Consider the following 23,452-nt stretch of genomic DNA (forward strand, 5'->3'; position numbering starts at 1 on the left):
GGATCGGGGCCGATCCGCTCCGATCCGGCGCGATCTGCGGCTCAGCCCAGCGCGCCCAGCGCGACAAGGAAAAAGGCGAACATGGTCAGCGCGAACAGGGCGAGGATCAGCAGCAGCCCGGTGCGCAGCAGGGCATTGCGCCGGCTGAGGCCGTAAGCGCCGCGCATCTGGCGGTACATGTGCACGGGCGGGACCAGCGTGGCAGCCGTGACCACGGCCGTTTCCAGCACCGGCAGCGATCCCAACACCGCAAGCACCACGGCCAGCAGCGACATGAACGCCAGCGAATAGGTGACGAACACCGCATGGTCGTAAAGCCGGTATTCGCGCCGCCAGGCAAACAGCAGCCACAGCAGCGGGGTCGATATCGGGATCAGCGCCCAGCTGAGCTTGTAGGCGCTCGACTGGATCTTGTAGAGCAGCAGGCCCGGATTGGCGCTGGCCTTTTTCAGGCGCGCATCGATGGCGGCCAGCCCGGTGCTGATCTGCAGGCCGTTCCCGCCCGGCTCGACGATTCCCGACGCCATCGACAGCATGGCGCGTTCCTGTTCGAGCGCGGCGGTATCGCCGCCCCGCGCCCGCGCCGCAGCAATGCGGGCATCCAGATCGTGGCGTGCCGCCGCCAGCCCGTCGCGCGACGTCGCGGCGGCGGCCGAAGCCGTGGCGGTCCGGTCGCCGCCTATGACGTTCAGTTCCATGCCCAGCGCGCCGAACACGGCGAACAGCAGGAACACCGAAAACAGGAACAGCGCCATCGGCGAGACGAAGCGTACCCGCTCCCCGGCGATATAGCGGCGGGTGAGTGCGCCCGGATGCCAGGCAAGCAGCGGCAGCGTGCTCCAGATCCGCCCTTCGAAATGCAGCACGCCATGCGCCAGATCGTGCCAGATCGCCGCCAGCGAGCGGTGGACATGGGCGGCCTGGCCGCAGCCATGGCAATAGGCACCCGCCAGCACCGTCCCGCAATTGGCACAGACGCCGTGCGGGGATGCCGCCTGCCCCGCGTCGCCGGCCGCGCCTGTGGTCATTCCGACTGCCGTCGTCATGGTCGCCATCCCCCGCACTCCCCTGCCGCACCGCCGATGGCCGCATCGGTCCGCCGCACGGCCCCGCCTAGCGCGGCTTTGTCCCGCCATGCTAGGCCGCGCGGATGACCGATGCCAGCCAGATGATCGGCGCGATGGCCGCGCGCGCCCGCACCGCCGCCGCCGCGCTTGCCCGCCTGCCCGCCACGGCGACCGCAGCCGCGCTGGTCGCGGCCGCGGCGCGCATCCGCGAACAGGCGGGCGCGATCATAGAGGCCAATGCCCGCGATCTGGCGGCGGCATCGGGCCTGTCGGCCGCGCTGACCGACCGGCTGCGCCTCGATGGCGCGCGGATCGAGGCGATGGCCGCCGCCCTTGCCGAAATCGCGGCGCTCGACAGCCCGGTCGGGGCGGAAATCGACCGGCGCACCCGGCCCAACGGGCTGGTGCTGGCGCGGGTGCGCGTGCCGATCGGCGTCATCGGCATCATCTATGAAAGCCGGCCGAACGTCACCGCCGATGCGGCGGCGCTGGCGGTCAGGGCGGGCAATGCCGTCATCCTGCGCGGCGGATCCGAGGCCGTCCACACCAACCGGGCGATCCACCGCGCGATTGTCGCCGGCCTCAGCGATGCCGGGCTGCCCGCCGATGCCGTGCAGCTGGTTGGCGATCAGGACCGGGCGCTCGTCGCCGCGATGCTCGGCGCGGCGGGGCAGATCGACCTGATCGTGCCGCGCGGCGGCAAATCGCTGGTCGCCGCCGTTCAGGACGGCGCGCGCGTTCCCGTGCTCGCGCATCTTGATGGCAACAATCACGTCTATGTCCATGCCGCCGCCGATCCGGCCATGGCGGTCGCCATCGTCACCAACGCCAAGATGCGCCGGACGGGGATTTGCGGGGCGATGGAAACGCTGCTGATCGATGCCGCCTATCCCGACGCGCGGGCGCTGGTCGCCGCGCTCATAGAGCGCGGCTGCGCGCTGCGCGGCGACGGGCGGGCGCAGGCGCTTGATCCCGCCATCGCCCCGGCGACGCCCGAGGACTGGGACACCGAATATCTGGATGCGGTCGCGGCGGTCAGGATCGTCGACGGGCTGGAAGAGGCGCTGGCCCATATCGCCGCGCATGGATCGGGCCATACCGACGCCATCGTCACCGCCGACGCCGCAGCGGCCGACCGCTTTCTGGCCGAAGTCGACAGCGCGATCGTCCTACACAATGCCTCGACCCAGTTCGCCGATGGCGGCGAGTTCGGCCTGGGCGCGGAAATCGGCATCGCGACCGGGCGGCTGCACGCGCGCGGCCCGGTCGCGCTTGAAGGGCTGACGACCTATAAATGGATCGGGCGGGGCAGCGGCCAGGTGCGCCCGTGAAGGTGCGCCCGTGAAGCGGATCGGGCTGCTCGGCGGCTCGTTCAATCCCGCCCATGGCGGCCACCGCGCGATCAGCCGCCATGCATTGCGCGCGCTCGATCTGGACGAGATCTGGTGGCTGGTGTCGCCGGGCAATCCGCTCAAGGACGCCGACACCATGGCCCCGCTTACGGCGCGACTCGCCTCGGCACGGGCGGCGGCGCGGGGGCTGCCGATCCGCGCCACCGCCATTGAGGCCAGGCTTGGCACCCGCTACACGGTCGACACGCTCGACCGGCTGGTGCGCCGGCACCCGCGCACCCGCTTCATCTGGCTGATGGGCGCGGACAATCTGGCCCAGTTCGACCGCTGGCGGGCGTGGCGGCGCATCGCGCGCACGGTGCCGATTGCGGTGATCGCGCGTCCCGGATATAACCGGCACGCTCTTGCGAGCAACGCAATGGCCTGGCTGCGGCGCTTCGTCCGGCCCGCCGGCCAGCACAAAGACTGGACGATGTGGAGACTGCCGGCGCTCGTGCTGCTGCGCTTTCGCCCCGATCCGCGTTCGGCCACGGCCATCCGCCGCGCCGATCCCGATTGGCACCGCCGCCCCACGTCTCGCGTTCGGACAGGCAGTGATGCCTGTCCCCCGACATCCTGATCCCCTTTTCAAGAGGAATGCCATTGCCCGCTTCATCCCGCGCTCCGAGCACCGCCGAGACCGATCCGGTCGGGGCGCTGCACAGGCTCGTCCTGTCCTCGCTTGAGGACGACCAGGCGGTCGAGACGGTCTCGATCCCGCTTGCCGGCAAGAGCAGCATTGCCGATCACATGGTGATCGCCAGCGGCCGCTCCACCCGCCAGGTCGCGTCGATGGCGCAGAAGCTTGTTGAACGCATCAAGGCCGAGCTGGGCCGGATCGCGCGGGTCGAGGGCCTGCCCGCCGCCGACTGGGTGCTGATCGACGCGGGCGACGTGATCGTCCATCTGTTCCGCCCCGAAGTGCGCAGCTTTTACAATCTGGAACGCATGTGGGCCTTTGGCGAGGCCCCGGCTGCGGGTGACGCGGGCGCTGAACGGGGCGTCGGCCCCCTGCCCGGCGTCGAGCGCGGCGGCGGGTCGCTGCCGGCCCATGGCTGACCGCTGACCCCTTGCTTCTGCACATCATCGCGCGCGGGCGCATCGGGCGCGGGCCGGAGGCCGATCTGGTCGACCGCTATCTGCGCCGGATCGCCTGGCCGGTGCGGATGACCGAACTGCCCGATCAGGGCGGCCGCATGCCCGCCCCCGCGCCGGCCAGCGTCACCGTGGCGCTGGACGAGCGCGGTGAGATGCTGGGGTCGATGGAACTGGCGCAGCGTCTGGGCCGGTGGCGCGACGATGGCCGGCGCGAATGCCGGTTCCTGATCGGTGCCGCCGACGGCCATGATCAGCAGGCACGGGGCGAGGCCGATCTGCTGCTGGCATTCGGCCGCGCCACCTGGCCGCATCTGCTGGCGCGCGCGATGCTGGCCGAACAGCTGTGGCGCGCGACCAGCATCCTTGCCAACCACCCCTATCACCGCGAAGGCTGATGGCGCCCGCCGCCCGGTTCCTGCCCGCGCGTCCGGCCGCCACAGCGGCGATCATCGCCCTGGCACTCGCCACCGCCGCGCTTATCGGCATATGGGCGACGCGGCGTCCGCCCGCCGATCCTGCCGGGGCGTCCCCGCCTGCGCCCGCCGCATTGGCCGCGCCGGGCAGCGAAAGGCGGCGGCTGGCCGAAGCGCGCGGGGCCGCCGATGCGGCACGCGAGCGTGCCGCGCGGCTCGATACGCTGGCGGCACGGGCGCGTGATGCCGCCGCGCGCGCGCGCCACGAACGGGCCGCACTCGCCGCGCGCATCCAGGCCGCCGAAGCGGAACTGGCGGCTGGGCGGGCGCGGCTGGCGCTGATCGATGCCGCGCGGCAGCGTCAGGCGGCGCGGCTGGCCGGGGCGCGCGCGCCGGTCGCGCGGCTGCTCGCTGCACTTCAGACCATGGCGCGGCGGCCCGCGGTCGCGACGCTGGTGCAGCCGGGATCGGTGACGGATCTGGTTCATGTCCGCGCGGTGTTCAGCGCGATCGCGCCGCGCATCGAGGCCGAGACAAAGGCGCTGCGCGGCGCGCTCGCAGAGGTGCAGCGGCTGCGCACGCTTGCCGACGGCGTGGTCACGGCCCAGCGCGCCGCCCAGGCCGAACGCACGGCAAGGCTGGCGGAGCTGGCGCGGCTGGAGACACTGGAGCGCCGCCGCGCCGCGATGCTCGCCACCGGGTCGGCGCGGGCCGGCGATGCCGCATTGGCGCTCGGCGAACAGGCGCGCGATCTGGAAGAGCTGGTGGCGCTGGCCGACCGGCAGGCGGCGCTGGCGGCGGCGCTGCGCGCGCTGCCCGGGCCACTGCCCCGGCCAGGGACCGCAGGGCCGGGAGGGGCGCCCACTCCCGCCGCCCATCCCGGATCGGACGCGGCATCTGGCCTTGCCTCCTACCGGCTGCCCGCACTCGGCCGCGTCGTGTCGGGCTTTGGCGAGGCCGGGGCAGGCGGCGAGCGGGCGCGCGGGCTCGCGCTGCTGCCCGAGGCCGGGGCGCTGCTGGTCGCCCCGGCGGGCGGGCGGATCGCCTTTGCCGGGCCGTATCGCGGCTATGGCGAGATCCTGATCATCGATCATGGCGGCGGCTGGATGAGCGTGCTGACCGGGCTGGCGCGGGCGACGGCGCGTACCAGCGATACCGTCGATCAGGGCAGCCCGGTGGGCCGTGCCGGGGCGACGCCGCTGCTGATCGAGCTGCGCCATCAGGGCCGCCCGGTCGCGGTGGCGGCGCAGATCCGGTGATCCGCTGATCTTTAATCCCTTGGCGAATACCTATATCGTCGACAGCCAACCTTGCCGAAAGTGCCGCGAATGTTCCGTCCCGTGTTGCGCGCCGCCGCCCTTGCCAGCGCCCTTGCCCTGGTCCCGATCGCGACCGCCGGCCTCGCCGCGGTCGAGCAGGACACCTATCGCGAGCTTGATCAGTTCATGAGCGTGTTCGAGCGGGTGCGCGGCGAATATGTCGACAAGGTCGATGACAAGACGCTGATCCGCGGCGCGATCAACGGCATGCTTGCCGCGCTCGATCCGCACAGCAGCTATCTGGATGCAACCGACTTCCAGTCGATGAAGGCGCAGACCGACGGCAATTATGGCGGGCTGGGCCTTACCGTGTCGATGGAAGACGGCGCGGTGAAGGTGATCGCGCCCAGCGAGGACACGCCGGCGGCGCGCGCCGGGCTGAAGGCCGGGGACTATATCACCCATATCAACGGCCAGCTGCTCTATGGCGGCACGCTTGACGAGGCGGTAGAGCAGATGCGCGGCAAGCCGGGCACCTCGCTCAAGCTCACCATCGTCCGCCCGGGCCGGGACAAGCCGTTCGACGTGTCGCTGGTGCGCGAGGTCATCGAGCTGAAGCCCGTCAAATGGGAGCTGAAGGGCGATGTCGGCGTCATCAACATCAACAGCTTTTCCAAGAATACCGGCGCCGGGGTGCGCGCCGCGATCCTGGGCGTGCAGAAGGCGCTGGGGCGGCGGCCGGCCGGCTATGTGATCGACCTGCGTTCCAATCCGGGCGGGCTGCTCGATCAGGCGATCGAGGTGTCGGACGCGTTCCTCGAACGCGGCGAGATCGTGTCGCAGCGCGGCCGCGAGAAGAGCGATGTCGAACGCTATTATGCCAAGGCCGGCGACGATACCGGCGGCGCGCCGCTGATCGTGCTGGTCGATGCCGGGTCGGCCTCCGCCGCCGAGATCGTGGCCGGCGCGCTGCAGGACCAGCACCGCGCGCTGGTGATGGGCGAACGCAGCTTCGGCAAGGGATCGGTGCAGACTCTGCTGCCGCTGACCGCCGAAAGCGCGCTGCGGCTGACGACCGCGCGCTATTACACCCCGTCGGGCAAGTCGGTGCAGGAAGGCGGCATCGAACCCGATATCGCCGTGCCGCAGCTGAGCGACCCCGATTACAAGACCCGGCCGCGCTTCCGCGAGGCCGATCTGCGCCGCCATCTGGTCAATGAGGCGAAGGTCGATCGGTCGGTGATCGAGGATGACGGCAAGGAGGATCCGCGCTTCAAGATGACCGCCGAGGAGCTGAAAAAGCAGGGCGTCACCGATTTCCAGCTCGATTATGCGGTGCGCGCCATCGCCCGGCTGCGGCGCGACGGCGCAGCGCTGGTCGCGCTGGGCGGCCAGCCGGCTGCGGGCAAGCCCGCTGCCGGGCAGGCGGCGACCGGCAAGCCCGGCCCGGCCCGGCAGCGCTGATCCGCAATACAGCCCCCGTTCATCGACCAGGTGGCCTGAATGGCGACGATCACCGCACCGAGACTGCCCATCGTGACCTCCCTCGCCCAGGCCCGGCTGCTTGCCTTTGCCGCACCTTCCGCACTGCTTGGCGGGGCGCTCGCGTCCGAATATCTGGGCGGGCTGTTCCCGTGCGAAATGTGCTATTGGCAGCGCTGGCCGCATGAGGTGGCGCTGGTGCTGGCGCTGTTTGCCTTTGTGCTGCCGGCGCGCCTCACCCGGCCGCTGGTGCTGTTTGCAGCACTCGCCATTGCCGTGTCGGGCGCGATCGGGGTGTTTCACGCCGGTGTCGAATATGGCTGGTGGGAAGGCGTGACCAGCTGCGCGGCCAATGCGGTGTCGGGCAGCAGCGAAGATCTGCTCAAATCCATCCTTGCCGCGCCGATCATCCGGTGCGACCAGCCGCAATGGACGCTGTTCGGCGTGTCGCTCGCCGGATTCAACGCCCTGTTTTCCTTTGCCGCGGCAGCATGCGTCGCGGCGCTTGCGATCAAGGGGAGTGGCACGCGATGAGCTGGAAACCCGGTGACAGCGCGGTCGATACCGCGACGATGCTCAGGGTCAATCAGGCGGGCGAATATGGCGCGACGCGCATCTATGCCGGGCAGCTGGCGGTGATGGGCGACCGGTCGCCCGCCGCGCGGGCGATTGCCGGCATGGCCGCACAGGAGGAACGCCATCGCCGCCGGTTCGACGCGATGATCGTCGAACGCGGCGTGCGGCCGACCCTGTTGCAGCCGCTGTGGAACGTTGCGGGCTTTGCGCTGGGCGCGGTGACGGCGGCGATCGGCCCCGAAGCAGCGATGGCCTGCACGGCGGCGATCGAGACCGAGATCGACCGCCATTATCAGGAACAGCTCGACACGCTTGAGGACCGCGATCCGGAACTGGCCGGGGCGATCCGCGATTTTCAGGCCGAGGAGGTCGAGCACCGCGATGCCGCGCTGGCCGCCGGGGCCGAGCGCGCGCCTGCCTATCCGGTGATGTTCCATGCGATCCGGCTGGGCTGCCGCGCGGCGATCGCGCTGTCGAAACGTATCTGAACACGATCATGGCTGGCGGCGGTGCGCCGCCGGCGGCCAAGGGAAGAGGACCCGCAATGACCACCAAGATCCGTTTCGCGCTGGCGATCGCGCTGACCGTGCCGGGGCTGGTGCCCTTTGGCCCGGCAGCGGCGCAGCGCAACTCGAACGAGGCGGTGCTGGTGGTGTTCGGCGACGAGCCCTGCCCGCGTGACGTCATCTGCGTGCGCAAGCCGCAGGGCGAGAAATACCGGATCCCCGAAGAGCTGCGGCGCATCGAGCCGAGCCCGCAGAGCCAGAGCTGGGCCGAGCGTGCCCGCAGCATGGAATATGTCGGCGCCGCCGGCATCAACAGCTGTTCCCCGGTCGGCGCGGGCGGCTGGACCGGCTGTTATCAGCAGCTGCTGCGCCAGGCGCGCGAGGAACGCCGCGCGCGCGCCAATGGCGAGCTGAACGACCGCTGAGCCCGCTCACCCTCATGCATCCGGCAGGACTGTGCGGGCGCGCCCTGCTGCCGGCGCTGCTGCTCGGCGGGGTTACGGCCGCCCCGGCAGCGGCGGACATGACCGATCCGCCCCCCGCGCTCGATCTCAGCGCAGGCGTGACGCTGGCGAGCGATTTCCGGCTGCGCGGCCTGTCGCTGTCGAACAGGCGGGCAAGCATCGGCGCGACGATCGACGCCAGCCATATCTCCGGTCTGCATGCGCAGTTGCGCGCGGCGAGCCTGTCCGGCCCGGCGGCGCGCGGCGCCGATGCGTTGGTCGAGCTGGCCGCCGGCTACCGGACGATGGCCGGCCCGGTCGAACTCGATCTGGGGGCGCGCTATTTCGCCTTTGCCGGGAGCACGGGGACGACCGATGTCATCGAGCCTTACGCGGCGCTTGGCTATGACATCGGGCCGGTGAGCCTCAGCGCCTCGGCCCATTATGCGCCGCGCCAGCGCACTCTGGCGGCCGGCACGACCGGGCGCGAGCGGCGGGCCGACAATCTCTATCTGCGTGCCGGGCTGGACCTCGGCGTGCCGGGCACCCCGCTGACGCTCGCCGCGCATATCGGGCGCGACACCGGCAGCGGGCAGCTGACGCTCGCGCGCCGCTACACCGAATGGGGGCTTGGTCTGCGCCACAGCCTCGGCCCGCTCACGCTCGCGCTCGATTATGCCGACAGCAATGCCGGGCTGCAGCTGGCAAATGGCCGACGCCCGGGCGGGGCCGGGCTGATCGCGCGGGCGACGCTCGATTTCTGAAACCATCTGTCGCCGGCGACTCGGCCTGCCGCATCCGCCCCCCGGCCTGCCGCCCTGTCCCAATCTGGTTCATCTGGGCTTCATCCGCCGCACCTAGCGCCGGGCGCGCAGGCGGATGTCCGCCCGCCGCCTCCCCGTGCCGGGGGCGTGTTGCTTGTCCGGGGACCTGAATGACCGTCATCACCGTCACTGACCGCGCGCAGCTTGATGCGGCGCTTGCCCGCGCCAGCGGTGGCGAAACGATCCTGCTCGCGCCCGGCAGCTATGGCACGCTGGCGCTCAACAGCCGCAGCTTTGCCGCCGACGTCACCATTGCCTCGGCCGATGCCGGCAATCCGGCGCGGCTCGACGGTGTGCATGTCAACGGATCGCGCAACATCCTGTTCCGCGGGCTCGACATCGGCCGCGCGCTCGCGCCGGGCGAGCCGGAATGGACCCAGCTCGCGACGGTCACGAATGCGGAGAATATCCGCTTCGACAGCGTGTCGCTGCACGGCTCGCTCGACGGCAATGCCGGCAATGACGGCTGGGGCCTTTATGTGACCGGCACGCGCGGCTTTGCGCTCACCGGCTCCAATGTGCAGGAGTTGATGCGCGCCTTTGTGATCGAACAGTCGAGCGACATCCGCATCGCCGACAACCTCATTCACCGCATCCGCAGCGACGGCGGCGATTTCGCCGCGGTCGACGGGGTGGTGATCGAGAACAATCTCTACCGTGATTTCCAGCCATCGGCCGGCGACCACGCCGACGCCATCCAGTTCTGGACGGCGGGCCAAACGCGCGGATCGAGCAACGTGCTCATTCGCAACAATGTCGTGCTGCAGGGCAATGGCACCGGCACCCAGGGTATTTTCATCCGCGACGAACAGGGCCGGCTGCCGCACAGCAATGTGCGGATCGAAAACAACCTCATCTATTCATCCGACCAGTTCGAGGGCATTTCGGTCGAAGGCGCGATCGGCGTCGCGATCATCGGGAACACCGTGGTGTCGCCGACCAGCGACGCCAAAAGGCTGTGGATCCGGGTCGACCGGGTCGACGGCGCGCTGATCGCCCGCAACGTGACCGACGATCTGCTGATCGGCACCGCGACCGGGCTTGCGCAGAGCGACAATGCCGTGCTGCACGGGCTTGACGGTCAGGATGTGTTCCTGCCGCGCATCAATGCCGGGGCGGGAGCGGCCATTGCCGATCTGATCGTCCCCGGCATGGGTTTCCAGCCGGGCGCGCTGCCGGTCTGGCCGGGCGCACAGCCCCAGCCCGCACCTTCACCCGCACCCACGCCGTCCCAGCCTGTCCCTTCCCAGCCGGCCCCATCTGACCCGGACACCCCGCAGACCGGCGGCAGGCCCGCGCTGCCCCCTGCCGAGCTGCCCACCCCCTGGCCCGAGGCGGACATGCCGTTCATTCGCGGCGGCACCGGCAATGACTGGCTGACCGGCGGCGATGCTGCCGAATGGCTGACCGGGGTGGCCGATGCCGATGGCCGGCTGGGGCGGGGCAGCATCGACCGGCTGACCGGCGGCGGCGGGCCCGATGTGTTCGCGCTCGGCGATGCGCGCGGCCGCTTTTACGATGACGGCCAGAGCCGCCGCGGCGGGCGCGGCGATTATGGCCAGATCCTCGATTTTTCAGCCGGCGACCGCATCATGCTGGCGGGCGCGCCCGGCGATTATGTGTTCCGCAAGGGCCGGGTCGGCGGGCTGGCGGGGATCGAGATCCTGCACGACAGCAACGGCAATGGCCGGGCCGACAGCCGGGACGAGCTGATCGGCCATGTTGCGGGCGTGCCGGACCTGCCGCTCGACGCGTTCATCTTCGGCTGACCCGGGATTGTCGCCGGAGCGGGCGGCCCGGGCCGGGCCGCCCCGCCGCTCAGGCCGCGCGTGTCAGGCTCAGGAACACATCCTCGAGATCGGCCTCGCGCGTCGTCACATCGACGATGCCAAGCCCCGCGGCCTGGACGGCGGACAGCACCTGCCCGGCATTCACCTTGGCCTTGGAATAGGTGATTTCGAGCACCCGTTCGCCGCGCAGGGCGATCTTTTCGAAACAGTCGGCGGCGGGCGGCACGGCGATGTCGCGGTCGACGGTCACCTCCACCCGCTTTTCCTGCGCCTTGCCGACCAGCTCGCGCGTCGGCTCATTGGCGATCAGCCGGCCATGGTTGATGATCGCGATGCGGTCGCACAGCTCCTCCGCCTCTTCCAGATAATGGGTGGTGAGGACGACGGTGACGCCACGGTCGTTGAGTTCGCGGACATAGGCCCAGAGCTGCTGGCGAAGCTCGATGTCGACGCCCGCCGTCGGCTCGTCGAGGACGAGCACCGGCGGCGAATGGACCATCGCCTTGGCGACCAGCAGCCGCCGCTTCATCCCGCCCGACAGGGTGCGCGAATAGGCATTGGCCTTGTCTTCCAGATGCACGGCGCGCAGCAGCTCCATCGAGCGCCGCTCGGCGCGCGGGACGCCATACAGCCCCGCGAACAGCTCCAGCGTCTCGAGCGGCGTGAAAAAGGGGTCGAAGACGATCTCCTGCGGCACGATGCCGATCGACGCCTTGGCGTTGCGCGGATGCGCGTCGATGTCGAAGCCCCAGATCGCGGCCCGCCCCTCGGTCTTGCGGACCATGCCCGACAGGATGTTGATCAGCGTCGACTTGCCCGCGCCGTTGGGGCCGAGCAGACCGAAAATCTGGCCGCGCGGCACATCGAAACTGACCCCGTCCAGCGCCCGCTTGCCGCCACGATAGGTCTTGCCCAGCCCCTGAATCGAGATCGCCGCTTCATCCATGTGTCACCCCTAACCGCGGGGGGCTGGAAAGGGCAACGCGCGATTGCTATCGGCGGCGGCATGATCCCGCCCCCCGAAACCCTCCGCGTGTCCACCCGCCGCGTCGCCTGTGACGGCTCCGGCCATGGCATCGACCCCGCGCTCGGCCATCCGCGCGTGTTCATCGAAATCGACGAACGCGGCTATGGCGAATGCGGTTATTGCGACCGTCGCTTCGTGCTGATCGGCGGCCCGGCCGACAATGAGGGTTCCGCCGCCCATTGAAGCGCCTATATCGGGGGGCATGACCCCGTCCCCCGATCCGCGCTCCGCCGATCCGCGCGCCGTCCTTTATGGCGGCGACCTTGATCCCGATACCGCGCTTGCGCTCACCCGCGCGGCGCTGAACGGCGTCGATGACGGCGAACTCTATCTGCAATATCAGGCGAGCGAGAGCTTCGGTTTCGATGACGGGCGGCTGAAAACCGCCGACTATTCGACCAGCTCGGGCTTCGGCCTGCGCGGTGTGGCGGGCGAGACGACCGCCTTTGCCCATGCCAATGAGTTGAGCGCCGCCGCCATCCGCCGCGCGGCTGAAACGATGCGCGTGCTTGATCCCGGCCAGGCTGCCGCGCCCGCGCCGCCGCGCACCAACCGGCATCTCTATACCGGCCATGATCCCATCGGGCTGGTGCCCTTTGCCGACAAGGTGGCGCTGTGCCAGACGATCGATGCGGCCGCCCGCGCCCGCGATCCGCGCGTCGCGCAGGTGTCGGTCGGGCTGTCGGCAAGCTGGTCGGTGGTCGAAATCGTCCGCGCCGACGGGTTTGTCGCCACCGATGTCCGCCCGCTCGTCCGGCTCAACATCGCGATCGTCGCCGAACACAATGGCCGGCGCGAAACCGGATCGTTCGGCATGGGCGGCCGCTATCTCTACGACCGGCTGTTCACCGAGGACCAGTGGCAGCGCGGGATCGACCAGGCGCTCGCCCAGGCGCTGATCAACCTCGACTCGGTCGCGGCACCCGCCGGGGAAATGCCGGTGCTGCTGGGTCCGGGCTGGCCCGGCATTCTGCTGCACGAAGCTATCGGCCATGGGCTGGAAGGCGATTTCAACCGCAAGGGCACATCGGCCTTTGCCGGGCGCATTGGCGAGCGGGTGGCGGCACCGGGCGTGACCGTGGTCGATGACGGATCAATCGCCGACCGGCGCGGCTCGCTGTCGATCGACGATGAAGGCACGCCCACCGGCCGCACCGTGCTGATCGAGGACGGCATCCTCAAAGGCTATATGCAGGACCGGCTAAACGCGCGGCTGATGGGCGTGGCCCCCACCGGCAATGGCCGCCGCCAATCCTATGCCCATGCACCGATGCCGCGCATGACCAACACCTTCATGCTCGGCGGCAGCGACTATCCGGGCGAGATGCTCGCGCGTGTCAAATCGGGCATTTTCGCCAAGAGCTTTGGCGGCGGCCAGGTCGACATCGTGTCGGGCAAGTTCGTGTTTTCCTGCACCGAGGCCTATCTGATCGAAAATGGCCGGCTGGGCGCGCCGATCAAGGGCGCGACGCTGATCGGCGACGGGCCGAGCGCGCTCACCCGCGTGCAGGCGATCGGCAATGATTTCGCGCTCGACGAAGGCATTGGCGTGTGCGGCAAGGGCGGCCAGTCGGTTCCCGCCGGGGTCGGCCAGCCCAGCCTGCTGCTCGACGGGTTGACCGTGGGCGGCACCCAGGCGCGCTGACCGGGGGCCGGGGAGCGGGGGGGACGCCGCCCCGCCGCTCAGGCCGGAAACTCGATCCTGACCATACCGCCCTGCCCGCGCGGCCAGTCGATCGTGCCGCCCAGCTGCGCGGCGAGCCCCTGGACGATCCGCGCCCCCAGCCCGCTCGCGGTGCGCGGATCGAATCCGTCGGGCAGGCCCGGGCCGTCATCGGCGACGACCAGCGCCAGCCGGTCCGGCGCCGAGGGGGCGATGGTGATGCGGATCTGCCCGTCGGGGCGGCCCGCCAGACCGTGCTTGACCGCATTGGTCATCAGTTCGGCGACGATCAGCGACAGCGCGACCAGCCGGGTCAGATCGAGGCGCAGTTCGGCCGCGCTCACCTCCAGCCGCACCTCGCCCGCATTCATCAGCGCCAGCGAATCGCGCGCCAGCTGTTCCAGATAGTCGCGCGCCGACAGGCCGGCGGCCGCCGGGTCATAGAGCCGCCGGTGGACGCGGCCGATCGCGTGGATGCGCTCGATCGCCTCGTCGAATGCGGCGGTCGCAGACCCCGGATCGCGGGCGACCTGCCGTTTGTGCATCGACAGGATCGAGGCGACAAAGGCCATGTTGTTGGCGACGCGGTGCTGCAGCTCCTGAAACAGCAGCCGCTGCTCCTCATACAGCCGGGCGGCGCGCTCGCGCTCGGCACGCAGCCGGTTGCCCGCCCGTTTCATCAGGTGGATGAGGATGATGTCGACCGCAGCGACGCTGGCGAACATGCCAAGCGCGACCAGCCCGGCAAGGGACAGCGGCCCGGCCGGACCGGGGGGCATGAACAACAGCGCTGCCGCGATCCCCGACAGGACCGCGCACAGCGTTGCCGCCCAGGGCCCGGCCACGAACGCGACAAGCACGACTGCCGGAAAGAAGGTGAGGAACGGGAATCCGGGCGGCAGCAGCGGCGCGGCGACCATGCGCAGCCCCGTGGCCGCCGCACAGGCCATCACCGCAAGCGCAACGCCCGACGCGATGCGGGCAGTTCGGCCGGCAATCGTCCAATCCTCAGCCACGACTCGCCCCGATCTCGTCGACCTGCTGAGCTAAAGCGTTTTCACGCCGGGTGAAATCACCCGGCGGCTCGGAAAAAATGGTAAAACGGACAGCCGAGCCGACCGGAGCGAAACAGGGCAGACGCGGTTAATCGGAAAGGCCCCGGCGCCGCCCGCCTGGCGCCGGAGCCGGGCGGGTCAGAACGCCGCCGTCAGCGACACGATGATCGTGCCCCCGGCGATCGATGTCACGCCATTGCCGCGCTTGCTGAAGCCGGGCTGGAGATTGGCGCTTTCGGCCCGCGAAATGTCGGTATCGGCATAAGCGACGCCCAGCGTCAGATTCTTGACGGTGAAATCAAGGCCGAGGAGCCAGTCGAGATATTCGCCGGTTGGCGCAACACTGGTGCCGTTGGGGCCAAGCCCCGGATTGCCCTTTGAAAAGCCCAGATGCGCCTTGGCGGTCAGCGGGGTGCCCGCGATCGGCGCGGCGGCATCGCCCCAGACATAAAGATTGTCCTGCTTCTGCCCGCGGCTCTGCGGCGTTGCCGAGAAATTGCCCAGCGCTCGCTGCTTGGGCGCGTAGGCGACGCCCGCAAGCAGCGAAACAGGCCCGGTCGTCCCGCTCAGCTTGACATAGGGTTCGGCGAAATCGGTCACGTCCGCGCCGCCGGGATACATGTACCAGGTCAGGCCGACATCGATGGCGCCCTTCTCGCTGATCGCAGTCTTATAGCCGGCGATCAGATCCAGCTCGATATTGGCACCGCCGAACGTGCCCCAGCCGGCAAGATTCGATCCCCAGGCACCGGCATAAAGCCCGCTTTTGTGGGTGAGGGTGAGCCCGGCCTGCACGGCCATTTCCTTGTCGCTCTGCGACACGCCGCGAAACCGGTAATCGGACAGCAGCGCCGCCGTCCCCGTCACCGTAAAAGCCGGCGTCGCTTCGCCGTCCTGAGCCATGGCCGGCGACGCCGACAGAGCCGCCACAAACGCCAAGCCACCAAGATATGCGCGCATAGATCAGACCCCCCGCAGATAAAATCGCGTTGTCCGTCCTGCGCCCGGCGCGGCGCTCCTCGTTGCGGGTGCGCATCCGCCGGTCCCTCTTTGCTATGCACGCTTATGCCATGAATCAAATTCTTTTATGGTCGTGAGGACGATTTTTTTGGCCCAACCGCGCAAGACAAAGGGGCCGGCATGAACCACATGCCAGCCCCAGTTGCGGCGTCTTCTGGTTGCGCAGGCAGACGCCCGGCAATGATCGGCGCGGTCTGACAAGTGCCCGCGGCCACCATTGCTGTCGGTCGACCGGCGGCGTGCCGGTCGTGCCGCGATCAGAACGTCATGCCGATGCTCATCTTGTAGAAATCACCGGCATTGCCGCTCTCGACATCTGCCCCGCCGGTGAAGCGGGCATAAAAGCCCTTGGGCAGGCTGAACTGCACATAGGGGCCGACCCACTGATAGACGCGCGCGGTGGACCCGCCGGGATAGGTGTTGCGGGTGTTCGACAGCAGCTCATAATGCAGGCCAGCCGATGCCTTGTCGCTGAACTTGTAGCCGACATTGGTCCAGGTGTGGAGGAAGTCGAGCGCCGCATCGCCGCCGCGGTTGCGCAGCGCGGCATAATAGCCGGCATAGAACTCCGCCTCGACCTTCTCATCGGCATAGTTGACCGTCAGGCTCGGCACCACGCCATCGGCGAACTTCGCGCCCTGCACCACCCCGGCGGCGTTGACCGAACCGCCCGACAGCAGCGCGCCGTTGGTGAGGCCGATCTGCGGCTTCACCTTCAGCTTGCCATCGGCAAGGTTGAAGTTCACCCCGACGCCGAACTCGGTCCACAGATCATCGCCGGTGTTGGTCGGGTTGAGCCCGAAGGCCGGCTTGGTCCAGAAAATGCCGTAGAACGTGAAATCGGTCTTTTCCCCGGTGGGGATCGACCCGCTGAACGTCGGGTAGAAGCCGAAGAAACTGTCCTGGTTCAGGGCGACCGTGTAGCTCGACTCCCGCTCCTGGGCGACCGCCGGGGCGGCGATGCCGGCCAGCGTCATGCACATGGCCCGGAGCAAAACGTTCTTGCTGATCATCTTCATGATTTTCGTCCTTCTTCAAGTAACCCTAAGTTACTCCTCCGGCGGACTCAGCTTGTTCTTGTTATGAAAAGTGTCAAAACAACATAATCAACACAAATCATATAAGAACGACGTTTTACTCCGGGCACAAATGCATTGTTTTAATGGCTTCGATTTACAAAGATACTTTATCAGTAGTTATACGCACGCTCGCCATGATCGGAAATGTCGAGGCCGGCATGCTGTTCTTCGTCGCCAGCACGCAGCCCGATGATCTTATCGACGGCGAAATACAGAATGGCGGACCCGATGCCCGACCAGGCCAGGGTGAACAGCACGGCCTTGGCCTGTGTCCAGAGCTGGGCTGCGACGCCGGCATAGGCGAACACCGCCGTCCCCGGCTGACTGGCATAATCGGCAACGCCCTGCCCGCCGAGCGCGGGATCAACCAGGATGCCGGTCGCCAGCGCGCCGACGATCCCGCCGACACAATGGACACCGAACACGTCAAGCGAATCGTCATAGCCAAGCTTCACCTTCACCTTGGCGACGAAGAAGAAGCAGATCGGCGAAACGATCAGCCCCAGCACCACCGCGCCCATCGGCCCGGCAAAGCCCGAGGCGGGCGTCACCGCCACCAGACCGGCCACCGCGCCGGTGACCGCGCCGAGCAGCGACGGCTTGCCGCCGGTTGCCTGTTCAACCAGCACCCAGCTGAGCGCGGCGGCAGCCGTGGCGACGAAGGTGTTGATGAACGCAACCGCGGTCACGCCATTCGCCTCAAGATTTGACCCGGCGTTGAAGCCGAACCAGCCAACCCACAGCAGCGACGCGCCGATCATCGTCATGGTCAGCGAATGCGGCGGCATCGGATCGCGCGGATAGCCGAGCCGCTTGCCGAGCATGATCGCCCCGACCAGCCCGGCGACGCCGGCATTGATGTGCACCACGGTGCCGCCGGCGAAATCGAGCGCGCCCATCTGGAACAGGAAGCCGGCATGGCCATTGGCGGCGGCGACCGCGTCCGCCCCGGCGAGCGCCGCCTTGGCGATCGCGTCAGGCCCGTCCCAATACCAGACCATGTGCGCCATCGGAAAATAGATCAGCGTGACCCACAGCGTCACGAACAGCATCAGCGCGGAAAACTTCACCCGTTCCGCAAACGCCCCGACGATCAGCGCCGGGGTGATGCAGGCAAAGGTCATCTGGAAACAGATGAACACATATTCGGGAATATAGACGCCGTTGGAGAAGGTCGCCGCCTGCGAGCTGGCATCGACACCCTTGAGGAAGAGCTTGCCCAGGCCGCCGAAGAACGCATTCCCCTCGGTAAAGGCGATGCTGTAGCCCCAGCACACCCAGATCACCGCGACCAGACAGACGATCATGAACACCTGGGTCAGCACCGACAGCATGTTCTTGGTGCGCACCAGCCCACCATAGAACAGCGCGAGGCCCGGGGCCGACATCATCAGCACCAGCGCCGACGACACCAGCATCCAGGCCACGTCCCCCTTGTCCACGCTCGGCTCGGGTATCGCGGAGGCCGCAGCCCCCTGCGCCCAGGCCGGCAGCGCCGCAAACAGCGCAAGCCCGAGGCCCGCCAACGACTTTGCAATCATGTTTCCCCCTTTCCGGTCAGATCGCCGCATCGCCCGTCTCCCCGGTGCGGATGCGGACAGCCTGCTCGATCGGCTGAACGAAAATCTTGCCGTCGCCGATCGACCCGGTGACGGCAGCCGCCTGAATGGCCTCGACGATCGCGTCGACCTGGGCCTCGGCGCACACCACTTCGACCTTCAGCTTGGGCACCAGATTGGTCGTGTATTCGGCGCCCCGATAGATTTCGGTCTGCCCCTTTTGCCGGCCGAACCCGCGCACCTCGGAGATCGTCAGTCCGGACACGCCCAGCGCGGTCAGCGCCTCACGGACGCGATCGATCTGGAAGGGTTTGATGATCGCTGTGACAATTTTCATGCACATCCCCCGCTCAACGCGACTCGGATGTTTCATGTTTGTGAACAGGTCGTCAATGAAATTGTGCGTCCGCACCCACAACTATGCTGCGTCGCACAATAGCTTTTTCACTCGCGTCAAACGTCAATCTTCGCAACATTGCTGGTTTTTTGTGCATTTTGGTGCTGCGCTGCACGATTAGGAGGCAGAGTTTCCGCGGCAAATGCGCGTCGCGATGGCAAAAATGGCGGAAAACCGGGTCTGGCACGGTCTTTGCGATGAATTTGGCGACGGTCAGGGTTTCCGCCCCGGCCTTCGATGTTCCTCCTGCGGACGACCTCGGGCCGGCAAGACAAGATCTTGCCGGCCGTTTTTTTTGCACCATTTCCCGTGCCGCAATTTCAGGCAGCAAAGAGCGGATCGCTGCGGGCATGAAAAAGGCCCCGGCGCAGCGCGACCGGGGCCAACATGGTGCGGCACGGCCCCGCGCGGGACCGGCGGCAGGATCAGCGCGGCGGCGTTCCCGGCACGGCGGCGCGGGCATCCTGGCCATCGCCCTCGGGCGCGGCGATGATGTCGCGGGTCACCTGCCCCTTGTCGACCACCACCGTGCCCGGATCACCGGCCGACGAGCGGATGCCCGCCGCCGCGCGGTCGGTGCCCGCCTGGCCAAGCGTCACACGCTCGACCGTGCTGCGCGGTGCCGCGCCGCCGAACAGCGCCTGCAGCGCCTGGGTGCTCGAATCGGCTTCCTGCGGACGCGGCGCGCCCGGCGTCGGCGGCACCAGCGCGAAATCGGGCGGCACGACCAGCGGCGCGCGCCGGGCGGCGGCGAATTCGTCCGGGCCGCGGCGGCCGCTCATCGCGTTCGACCCGCCACAACCGGCGAGCATGAGCGCCGCCATGCCCAGAACCACAAGATTACGCATCGATCGTCTCCGAAGAATCATTATCGCGGCGAACGAGCAGCGCGCGCCCGAGCAGCGTAAGGACGCCGATCGTAATCGCGGCATCGGCCACATTGAAGACCAAAAAGGGGCGAAAATCCCCGAAATGAAGGTCGAGAAAATCAACCACATAGCCAAAGCGAATGCGGTCGAGAATGTTTCCCGCCGCCCCGCCCAGCACCGCGCCCAGCGCCCAGACATCGGCCCGGCTGCGCTCGCGCCACATCCAGACGAGCACGCCGGTTGCGATCAGCCCGGTCATCGCAACGAGCGCCCAGCGCGCCAGATCGCTGCTCGCGGTCAGAAAGCCGAGCGAGACGCCATAATTCTGCACCCAGGTGAGGTTGAACACCGGCAGCAGCACGATCTGGCCATGCAGCTGGAGCGCGAGCGGCCCGATCACCCAATATTTGACCAGCTGGTCGATCAGGAACACGCCCCCGGCCAGTGCGAGCCCGGTGGCGCGCAGCCGCCCGGCCCCGGCATCCGCCGCCTCGGGCGCGGCCTGAACGCCCGGCTCAGCCACCGACCACCTCGGCACAGCGGCCGCACAGCCCGCCATCGGCCGCCACATCGGGCAGATGCCGCCAGCAGCGGCCGCATTTATGGGCGGTGGTGCGGGTCACGGCGATCTCCTCGCCCGGCGACACCTTCGCCACGATGAACAGCTCTTCCAGATCGGCGTCGTGATGGCCCGGCACGGTGATCTCGGCCTCCAGGCTCGATCCGATCAGCTTTTCGCGGCGCAGCGGCTCGATCGCTTCGGTAACCGCCGAACGCAGCGCGCGCAGCCCGGCCCATTTCGCGGCCAGATCCGGGTTCAGCCATGCAGCGTCGATGTCGGGCCAGGTCGCCAGATGCACCGAGCCTTCATCGTCCGGCCAGCGGCTCTGCCACGCTTCCTCGGCGGTGAAGGGCAGCACCGGGGCCAGATAGCGCACCAGCGCCCCGAACAGGATGTCGAGCACCGTGCGATAGGCGCGGCGGCGCGGCGCATCGGCGGCGTCGCAATAAAGGCTGTCCTTGCGGATATCGAAGAAGAACGCCGACAGGTCCTCGTTCGCGAACTCGGCGATGCGGCGGACATAGCGGTTGAGCTCGAACGCATCCGCCGCCTCGCGCAGCTCGGCATCAAGCTCGGCCAGCCGGTGGAGGATATAGGCCTCCAGCTCGGGGAAATCGGTCACCGCCTCGGCGGCGTCAAAACCGTCGAGCGCGCCGAGCAGATAGCGGAAGGTGTTGCGCAGCTTGCGATAGGCATCGCTGGTCGTCGCCAGCACTTCCTTGCCGATGCGGACATCCTCGAAATAGTCGGTCGAGGCGACCCAGAGGCGCAGGATGTCGGCCCCCGAATCCTGAATGACCTTGAGCGGATCGACGACATTGCCGAGCGATTTCGACATTTTGCGCCCCTGCCCGTCGAGCGCGAAGCCATGGGTGAGCACAGCGGCATAGGGTGCGCGCCCGCGCGTGCCGCACGCTTCAAGCAGCGAGGACTGGAACCAGCCGCGATGCTGGTCCGACCCTTCAAGATAAAGATCGGCGCGGACACCCGCGCCGTAGCGCGCCTCGACGACAAAGGCATGGGTGGAGCCGCTGTCGAACCAGACATCGAGAATGTCGGTGACCGGCATGTAGTCGGCGGGATCGCGGTCCGGCCCCAGCAGCGCCTGATGATCGGCCCCGAACCATGCATCGGCCCCGCCGGCGCGGAATGCGGCGACGATCCGGGCATTGACGTCGGGATCGCGCAGATAATCGCCGGTGCGCCGGTCGAGATAGAGCGCGATCGGCACGCCCCAGGCGCGCTGGCGCGAAATCACCCAGTCGGGCCGCCCCTCGACCATCGCGCCGATGCGGTTGCGCCCCTTGTCGGGCACGAACCGGGTCGCGGCGATTGCATCGAGCGCAAGGCCGCGCAGCGTGGGCGCATTGTCGCCCGCCGCATCGGCCTGACCGGGCAGCGCGACCGGCCGGTCCATGCCGATGAACCATTGCGGCGTGCAGCGGAAGATGATCCGCGCCTTGGACCGCCAGCTGTGCGGATAGCTGTGCTGGAACGCCCCGGCCGACAGCAATGCGCCGGCAGCGCCAAGATCGGCGCAAATCGGCCCTTCGGGGGCGTTGAACTTCGGGTTGATGACGCTCAGCCGCCGCGCATCCGCGCCGCCCAGCCACAGCCAGTCGTCGCGGTAGCGGCCATCGTCCATCACCGCGAACACCGGATGGATGTCATGCGCGCGGCACAGCGCGAAATCGTCCTCGCCATGATCGGGGCCATATGGACAAGGCCGGTGCCGGCATCGGTGGTGACGAAATCGCCGGGCAGCAGCGGGCGCGGGGCTGCGAAAAATCCGCCCAGCGCATGCATCGGATGGCGCGCCTTCGCGCCGGCAAGGTCGCTGCCCTTGCCGGACCAGAGTTCGGCGACCGTCGTGATGCCCATCCGCTTCTGCGCGGTGGCGATCAGGTCGCGGGCGATCAGCAGCCGCTTCGGCAGGATGTTGGCGGCATTGTCGAACGACGCATCGCCAAGCGCGCGGTCATACGACGGCGCGACCAGCACATATTCGACCTCAGGCCCATAGGCCAAAGCCTGGTTGACCGGGATCGTCCACGGCGTGGTCGTCCAGATCACCGCATGCGCGCCGACCAGATCGGGGGCGTTCGGCGCGTCGATGATCTCGAAGGCGACGTCGATCTGGGTCGAGGTCACGTCCTCATATTCGACCTCGGCCTCGGCGAGCGCGGTCTTTTCGACCGGGGACCACATCACCGGCTTCGCGCCGCGATAAAGCTGGCCGCTCTCGGCGAACTTCAGCAGCTCGCCGACGATCGTCGCCTCAGCATCGAAGGTCATGGTCAGATAGGGATCGTCCCAGTCGCCCATGATGCCCAGGCGCTGGAACTGCGCCTTCTGCACGCCCACCCATTTGTCGGCATAGGCGCGGCACTGGGCGCGGAACTCGGCCGGGGGAACCTCGTCCTTGTTCTTCTTCTGCTTGCGATATTCCTCTTCGATCTTCCATTCGATCGGCAGGCCGTGGCAGTCCCAGCCGGGCACATAGGGGGCGTCCTTGCCCAGCAGCGACTGGGTGCGCACGATGATGTCCTTCAGGACCTTGTTCATCGCATGGCCCATATGGATGTCGCCATTGGCGTAGGGCGGGCCGTCATGCAGGATGAAACGCGGCGCGCCGGCGCGCGCGGCGCGCAGCCGCTGATACAGGCCGATACGGTCCCAGCGCGCGAGAATCGCGGGTTCCTTCTGGGCCAGCCCGGCCTTCATCGGGAAATCGGTCTTCGGCAGGAAGACGGTGTCGCGGTAATCGGTCTGTGTATCGGCCATAAGAGCCGCGCGCTTAACGGAAACGGCGCGCGAAGTCACGCGGCGCGACGGGCCGGGGGTGCCGATGGGACGAGGCAGTGGCAGCGCAGTGGCCGGGCGGCACCAACGCAAAACGGCGCGGAGGTCGCCCCCCGCGCCGCTTGTTCCGCCGGCCTGGCCTGACCGGCCGGCTTATTCGTAATCCGGGCCGAGATTCTGGTTGCGCGGCGGCGCGGCGGCGGTGAGGCGCAGCGCCTCGGCCGACGCGGCCAGCGAACCGACTTCATCGGGCGCGTCATCATCGTCGATCTGCACGCGCTGCAGGCCGGAGACGACGGCATCATGCAGGTCGGCGGGCAGCACCGTCTGTTCGGCGATCTCGCGCAGCGCGACGACCGGGTTCTTGTCGCGGTCGCGGTCCAGCGTCAGTTCGGCGCCACCGGAAATCTGCCGGGCGCGCTGCGCCGCCAGCAGCACGAGATCGAAGCGGTTCGGAACCTTGTCGACGCAATCCTCGACAGTAACGCGCGCCATAAACGCTCCAGAAAAAGCGGGTTGTGCGGAAGGCGGCCCACATAGGCGGCGCGCGCGGCGGAGTCAATGTAAACG

The 23,452-nt window shown here is 68.4% G+C and carries 24 protein-coding genes and 1 pseudogene; 13 read left to right on the plus strand and 12 right to left on the minus strand.

Annotated elements, in window-relative coordinates:
- Positions 1-41: 41 nt before the first annotated feature.
- Positions 42-1,046, minus strand: a complete 1,005-nt coding sequence (locus GVO57_RS01085; RefSeq protein ID WP_233281421.1) for a DUF3667 domain-containing protein — start codon at positions 1,044-1,046, stop codon at positions 42-44.
- A 104-nt stretch (positions 1,047-1,150) separates the two neighbouring features.
- Here GVO57_RS01085 and GVO57_RS01090 point away from each other — a divergent pair, with 104 nt between their 5' ends.
- From GVO57_RS01090 to GVO57_RS15225, 11 genes are all read left to right on the plus strand, one after another.
- Entirely contained in the window at positions 1,151-2,398 is a 1,248-nt protein-coding gene (locus GVO57_RS01090) for a glutamate-5-semialdehyde dehydrogenase (RefSeq protein WP_160591138.1), read from the plus strand.
- 10 nt (positions 2,399-2,408) lie between these two features.
- Entirely contained in the window at positions 2,409-3,038 is a 630-nt protein-coding gene (locus tag GVO57_RS01095) for a nicotinate-nucleotide adenylyltransferase (RefSeq protein WP_160591140.1), read from the plus strand.
- Between the two features lie 17 nt (positions 3,039-3,055).
- The gene (rsfS, locus tag GVO57_RS01100) at positions 3,056-3,517 is read left to right on the plus strand and encodes a ribosome silencing factor (RefSeq protein ID WP_160591142.1); all 462 of its coding nucleotides are present in this window, start codon (positions 3,056-3,058) and stop codon (positions 3,515-3,517) included.
- An 11-nt stretch (positions 3,518-3,528) separates the two neighbouring features.
- On the plus strand, positions 3,529-3,951 hold the full coding sequence (locus GVO57_RS01105) for a 23S rRNA (pseudouridine(1915)-N(3))-methyltransferase RlmH (protein ID WP_160591144.1): 423 nt from the start codon (positions 3,529-3,531) through the stop codon (positions 3,949-3,951).
- A complete protein-coding gene (locus tag GVO57_RS01110) occupies positions 3,951-5,228 on the plus strand; it encodes a murein hydrolase activator EnvC family protein (RefSeq protein ID WP_160591146.1) in 1,278 nt (425 codons plus the stop codon). The genes GVO57_RS01105 and GVO57_RS01110 overlap by 1 nt, the downstream gene beginning before the upstream one ends.
- A gap of 69 nt (positions 5,229-5,297) precedes the next feature.
- Positions 5,298-6,692 (plus strand): S41 family peptidase, encoded by a 1,395-nt coding sequence (locus tag GVO57_RS01115; protein ID WP_160591148.1) that lies wholly within the window; start codon positions 5,298-5,300, stop codon positions 6,690-6,692.
- 39 nt (positions 6,693-6,731) lie between these two features.
- The gene (locus GVO57_RS01120) at positions 6,732-7,244 is read left to right on the plus strand and encodes a disulfide bond formation protein B (RefSeq protein WP_160591151.1); all 513 of its coding nucleotides are present in this window, start codon (positions 6,732-6,734) and stop codon (positions 7,242-7,244) included.
- Positions 7,241-7,774 carry a demethoxyubiquinone hydroxylase family protein gene (locus GVO57_RS01125; RefSeq protein ID WP_160591152.1) on the plus strand — a complete coding sequence of 178 codons (534 nt, stop codon included), beginning with the start codon at positions 7,241-7,243 and terminating at the stop codon, positions 7,772-7,774. Before GVO57_RS01120 ends, GVO57_RS01125 begins: the two co-directional genes overlap by 4 nt.
- A gap of 56 nt (positions 7,775-7,830) precedes the next feature.
- Positions 7,831-8,217: a hypothetical protein gene (locus GVO57_RS01130; protein WP_160591153.1), complete on the plus strand. Its 387-nt coding sequence runs from the start codon at positions 7,831-7,833 to the stop codon at positions 8,215-8,217.
- 14 nt (positions 8,218-8,231) lie between these two features.
- On the plus strand, positions 8,232-8,999 hold the full coding sequence (locus tag GVO57_RS01135; RefSeq protein WP_160591155.1) for a TorF family putative porin: 768 nt from the start codon (positions 8,232-8,234) through the stop codon (positions 8,997-8,999).
- 170 nt (positions 9,000-9,169) lie between these two features.
- Complete coding sequence (locus GVO57_RS15225) at positions 9,170-10,828, plus strand: right-handed parallel beta-helix repeat-containing protein (RefSeq protein WP_160591157.1); 1,659 nt, start codon at positions 9,170-9,172, stop codon at positions 10,826-10,828.
- 49 nt (positions 10,829-10,877) lie between these two features.
- On the opposite strand, the gene GVO57_RS01145 is transcribed toward GVO57_RS15225, so the two are convergent.
- The gene (locus tag GVO57_RS01145; protein WP_160591159.1) at positions 10,878-11,795 is read right to left on the minus strand and encodes an ABC transporter ATP-binding protein; all 918 of its coding nucleotides are present in this window, start codon (positions 11,793-11,795) and stop codon (positions 10,878-10,880) included.
- A gap of 60 nt (positions 11,796-11,855) precedes the next feature.
- Here GVO57_RS01145 and GVO57_RS01150 point away from each other — a divergent pair, with 60 nt between their 5' ends.
- Together GVO57_RS01150 and tldD are read left to right on the plus strand one after the other, a co-directional pair.
- Positions 11,856-12,059, plus strand: coding sequence for a zinc-finger domain-containing protein (locus GVO57_RS01150; protein ID WP_160591161.1), 204 nt, complete (start codon positions 11,856-11,858; stop codon positions 12,057-12,059).
- 19 nt (positions 12,060-12,078) lie between these two features.
- Positions 12,079-13,521, plus strand: coding sequence for a metalloprotease TldD (gene tldD / locus GVO57_RS01155; RefSeq protein WP_160591163.1), 1,443 nt, complete (start codon positions 12,079-12,081; stop codon positions 13,519-13,521).
- A gap of 38 nt (positions 13,522-13,559) precedes the next feature.
- Here tldD and GVO57_RS01160 read toward each other — a convergent pair whose 3' ends face one another.
- The 10 genes and pseudogenes from GVO57_RS01160 to rpoZ all read right to left on the minus strand — a co-directional run bounded on the left by GVO57_RS01160 (position 13,560) and on the right by rpoZ (position 23,377).
- The gene (locus tag GVO57_RS01160) at positions 13,560-14,555 is read right to left on the minus strand and encodes a sensor histidine kinase (protein WP_160591165.1); all 996 of its coding nucleotides are present in this window, start codon (positions 14,553-14,555) and stop codon (positions 13,560-13,562) included.
- 177 nt (positions 14,556-14,732) lie between these two features.
- Positions 14,733-15,554 (minus strand): TorF family putative porin, encoded by an 822-nt coding sequence (locus GVO57_RS01165; protein WP_160591167.1) that lies wholly within the window; start codon positions 15,552-15,554, stop codon positions 14,733-14,735.
- A 317-nt stretch (positions 15,555-15,871) separates the two neighbouring features.
- Complete coding sequence (locus GVO57_RS01170; protein ID WP_201752668.1) at positions 15,872-16,633, minus strand: DUF6733 family protein; 762 nt, start codon at positions 16,631-16,633, stop codon at positions 15,872-15,874.
- Between the two features lie 170 nt (positions 16,634-16,803).
- Positions 16,804-18,234 (minus strand): ammonium transporter, encoded by a 1,431-nt coding sequence (locus GVO57_RS01175; RefSeq protein WP_233281423.1) that lies wholly within the window; start codon positions 18,232-18,234, stop codon positions 16,804-16,806.
- Between the two features lie 16 nt (positions 18,235-18,250).
- Positions 18,251-18,589, minus strand: a complete 339-nt coding sequence (locus tag GVO57_RS01180; RefSeq protein ID WP_160591171.1) for a P-II family nitrogen regulator — start codon at positions 18,587-18,589, stop codon at positions 18,251-18,253.
- Positions 18,590-18,641: 52 nt separating this feature from the next.
- On the minus strand, positions 18,642-19,001 hold the full coding sequence (locus GVO57_RS01185) for a hypothetical protein (RefSeq protein ID WP_160591173.1): 360 nt from the start codon (positions 18,999-19,001) through the stop codon (positions 18,642-18,644).
- A 73-nt stretch (positions 19,002-19,074) separates the two neighbouring features.
- Positions 19,075-19,497, minus strand: coding sequence for a DUF3035 domain-containing protein (locus tag GVO57_RS01190; RefSeq protein ID WP_160591175.1), 423 nt, complete (start codon positions 19,495-19,497; stop codon positions 19,075-19,077).
- Positions 19,490-20,041: a signal peptidase II gene (gene lspA, locus GVO57_RS01195; protein WP_407695696.1), complete on the minus strand. Its 552-nt coding sequence runs from the start codon at positions 20,039-20,041 to the stop codon at positions 19,490-19,492. Before lspA ends, GVO57_RS01190 begins: the two co-directional genes overlap by 8 nt.
- A pseudogene (ileS, locus tag GVO57_RS01200) lies at positions 20,034-22,864 on the minus strand (isoleucine--tRNA ligase). Before ileS ends, lspA begins: the two are co-directional and overlap by 8 nt.
- A 171-nt stretch (positions 22,865-23,035) precedes the next feature.
- A complete protein-coding gene (gene rpoZ / locus GVO57_RS01205; protein ID WP_160591179.1) occupies positions 23,036-23,377 on the minus strand; it encodes a DNA-directed RNA polymerase subunit omega in 342 nt (113 codons plus the stop codon).
- Positions 23,378-23,452 lie beyond the last annotated feature (75 nt).

Origin of the sequence: Sphingomonas changnyeongensis (assembly GCF_009913435.1) — a bacterium.
GTDB lineage: Bacteria > Pseudomonadota > Alphaproteobacteria > Sphingomonadales > Sphingomonadaceae > Sphingomonas_B > Sphingomonas_B changnyeongensis.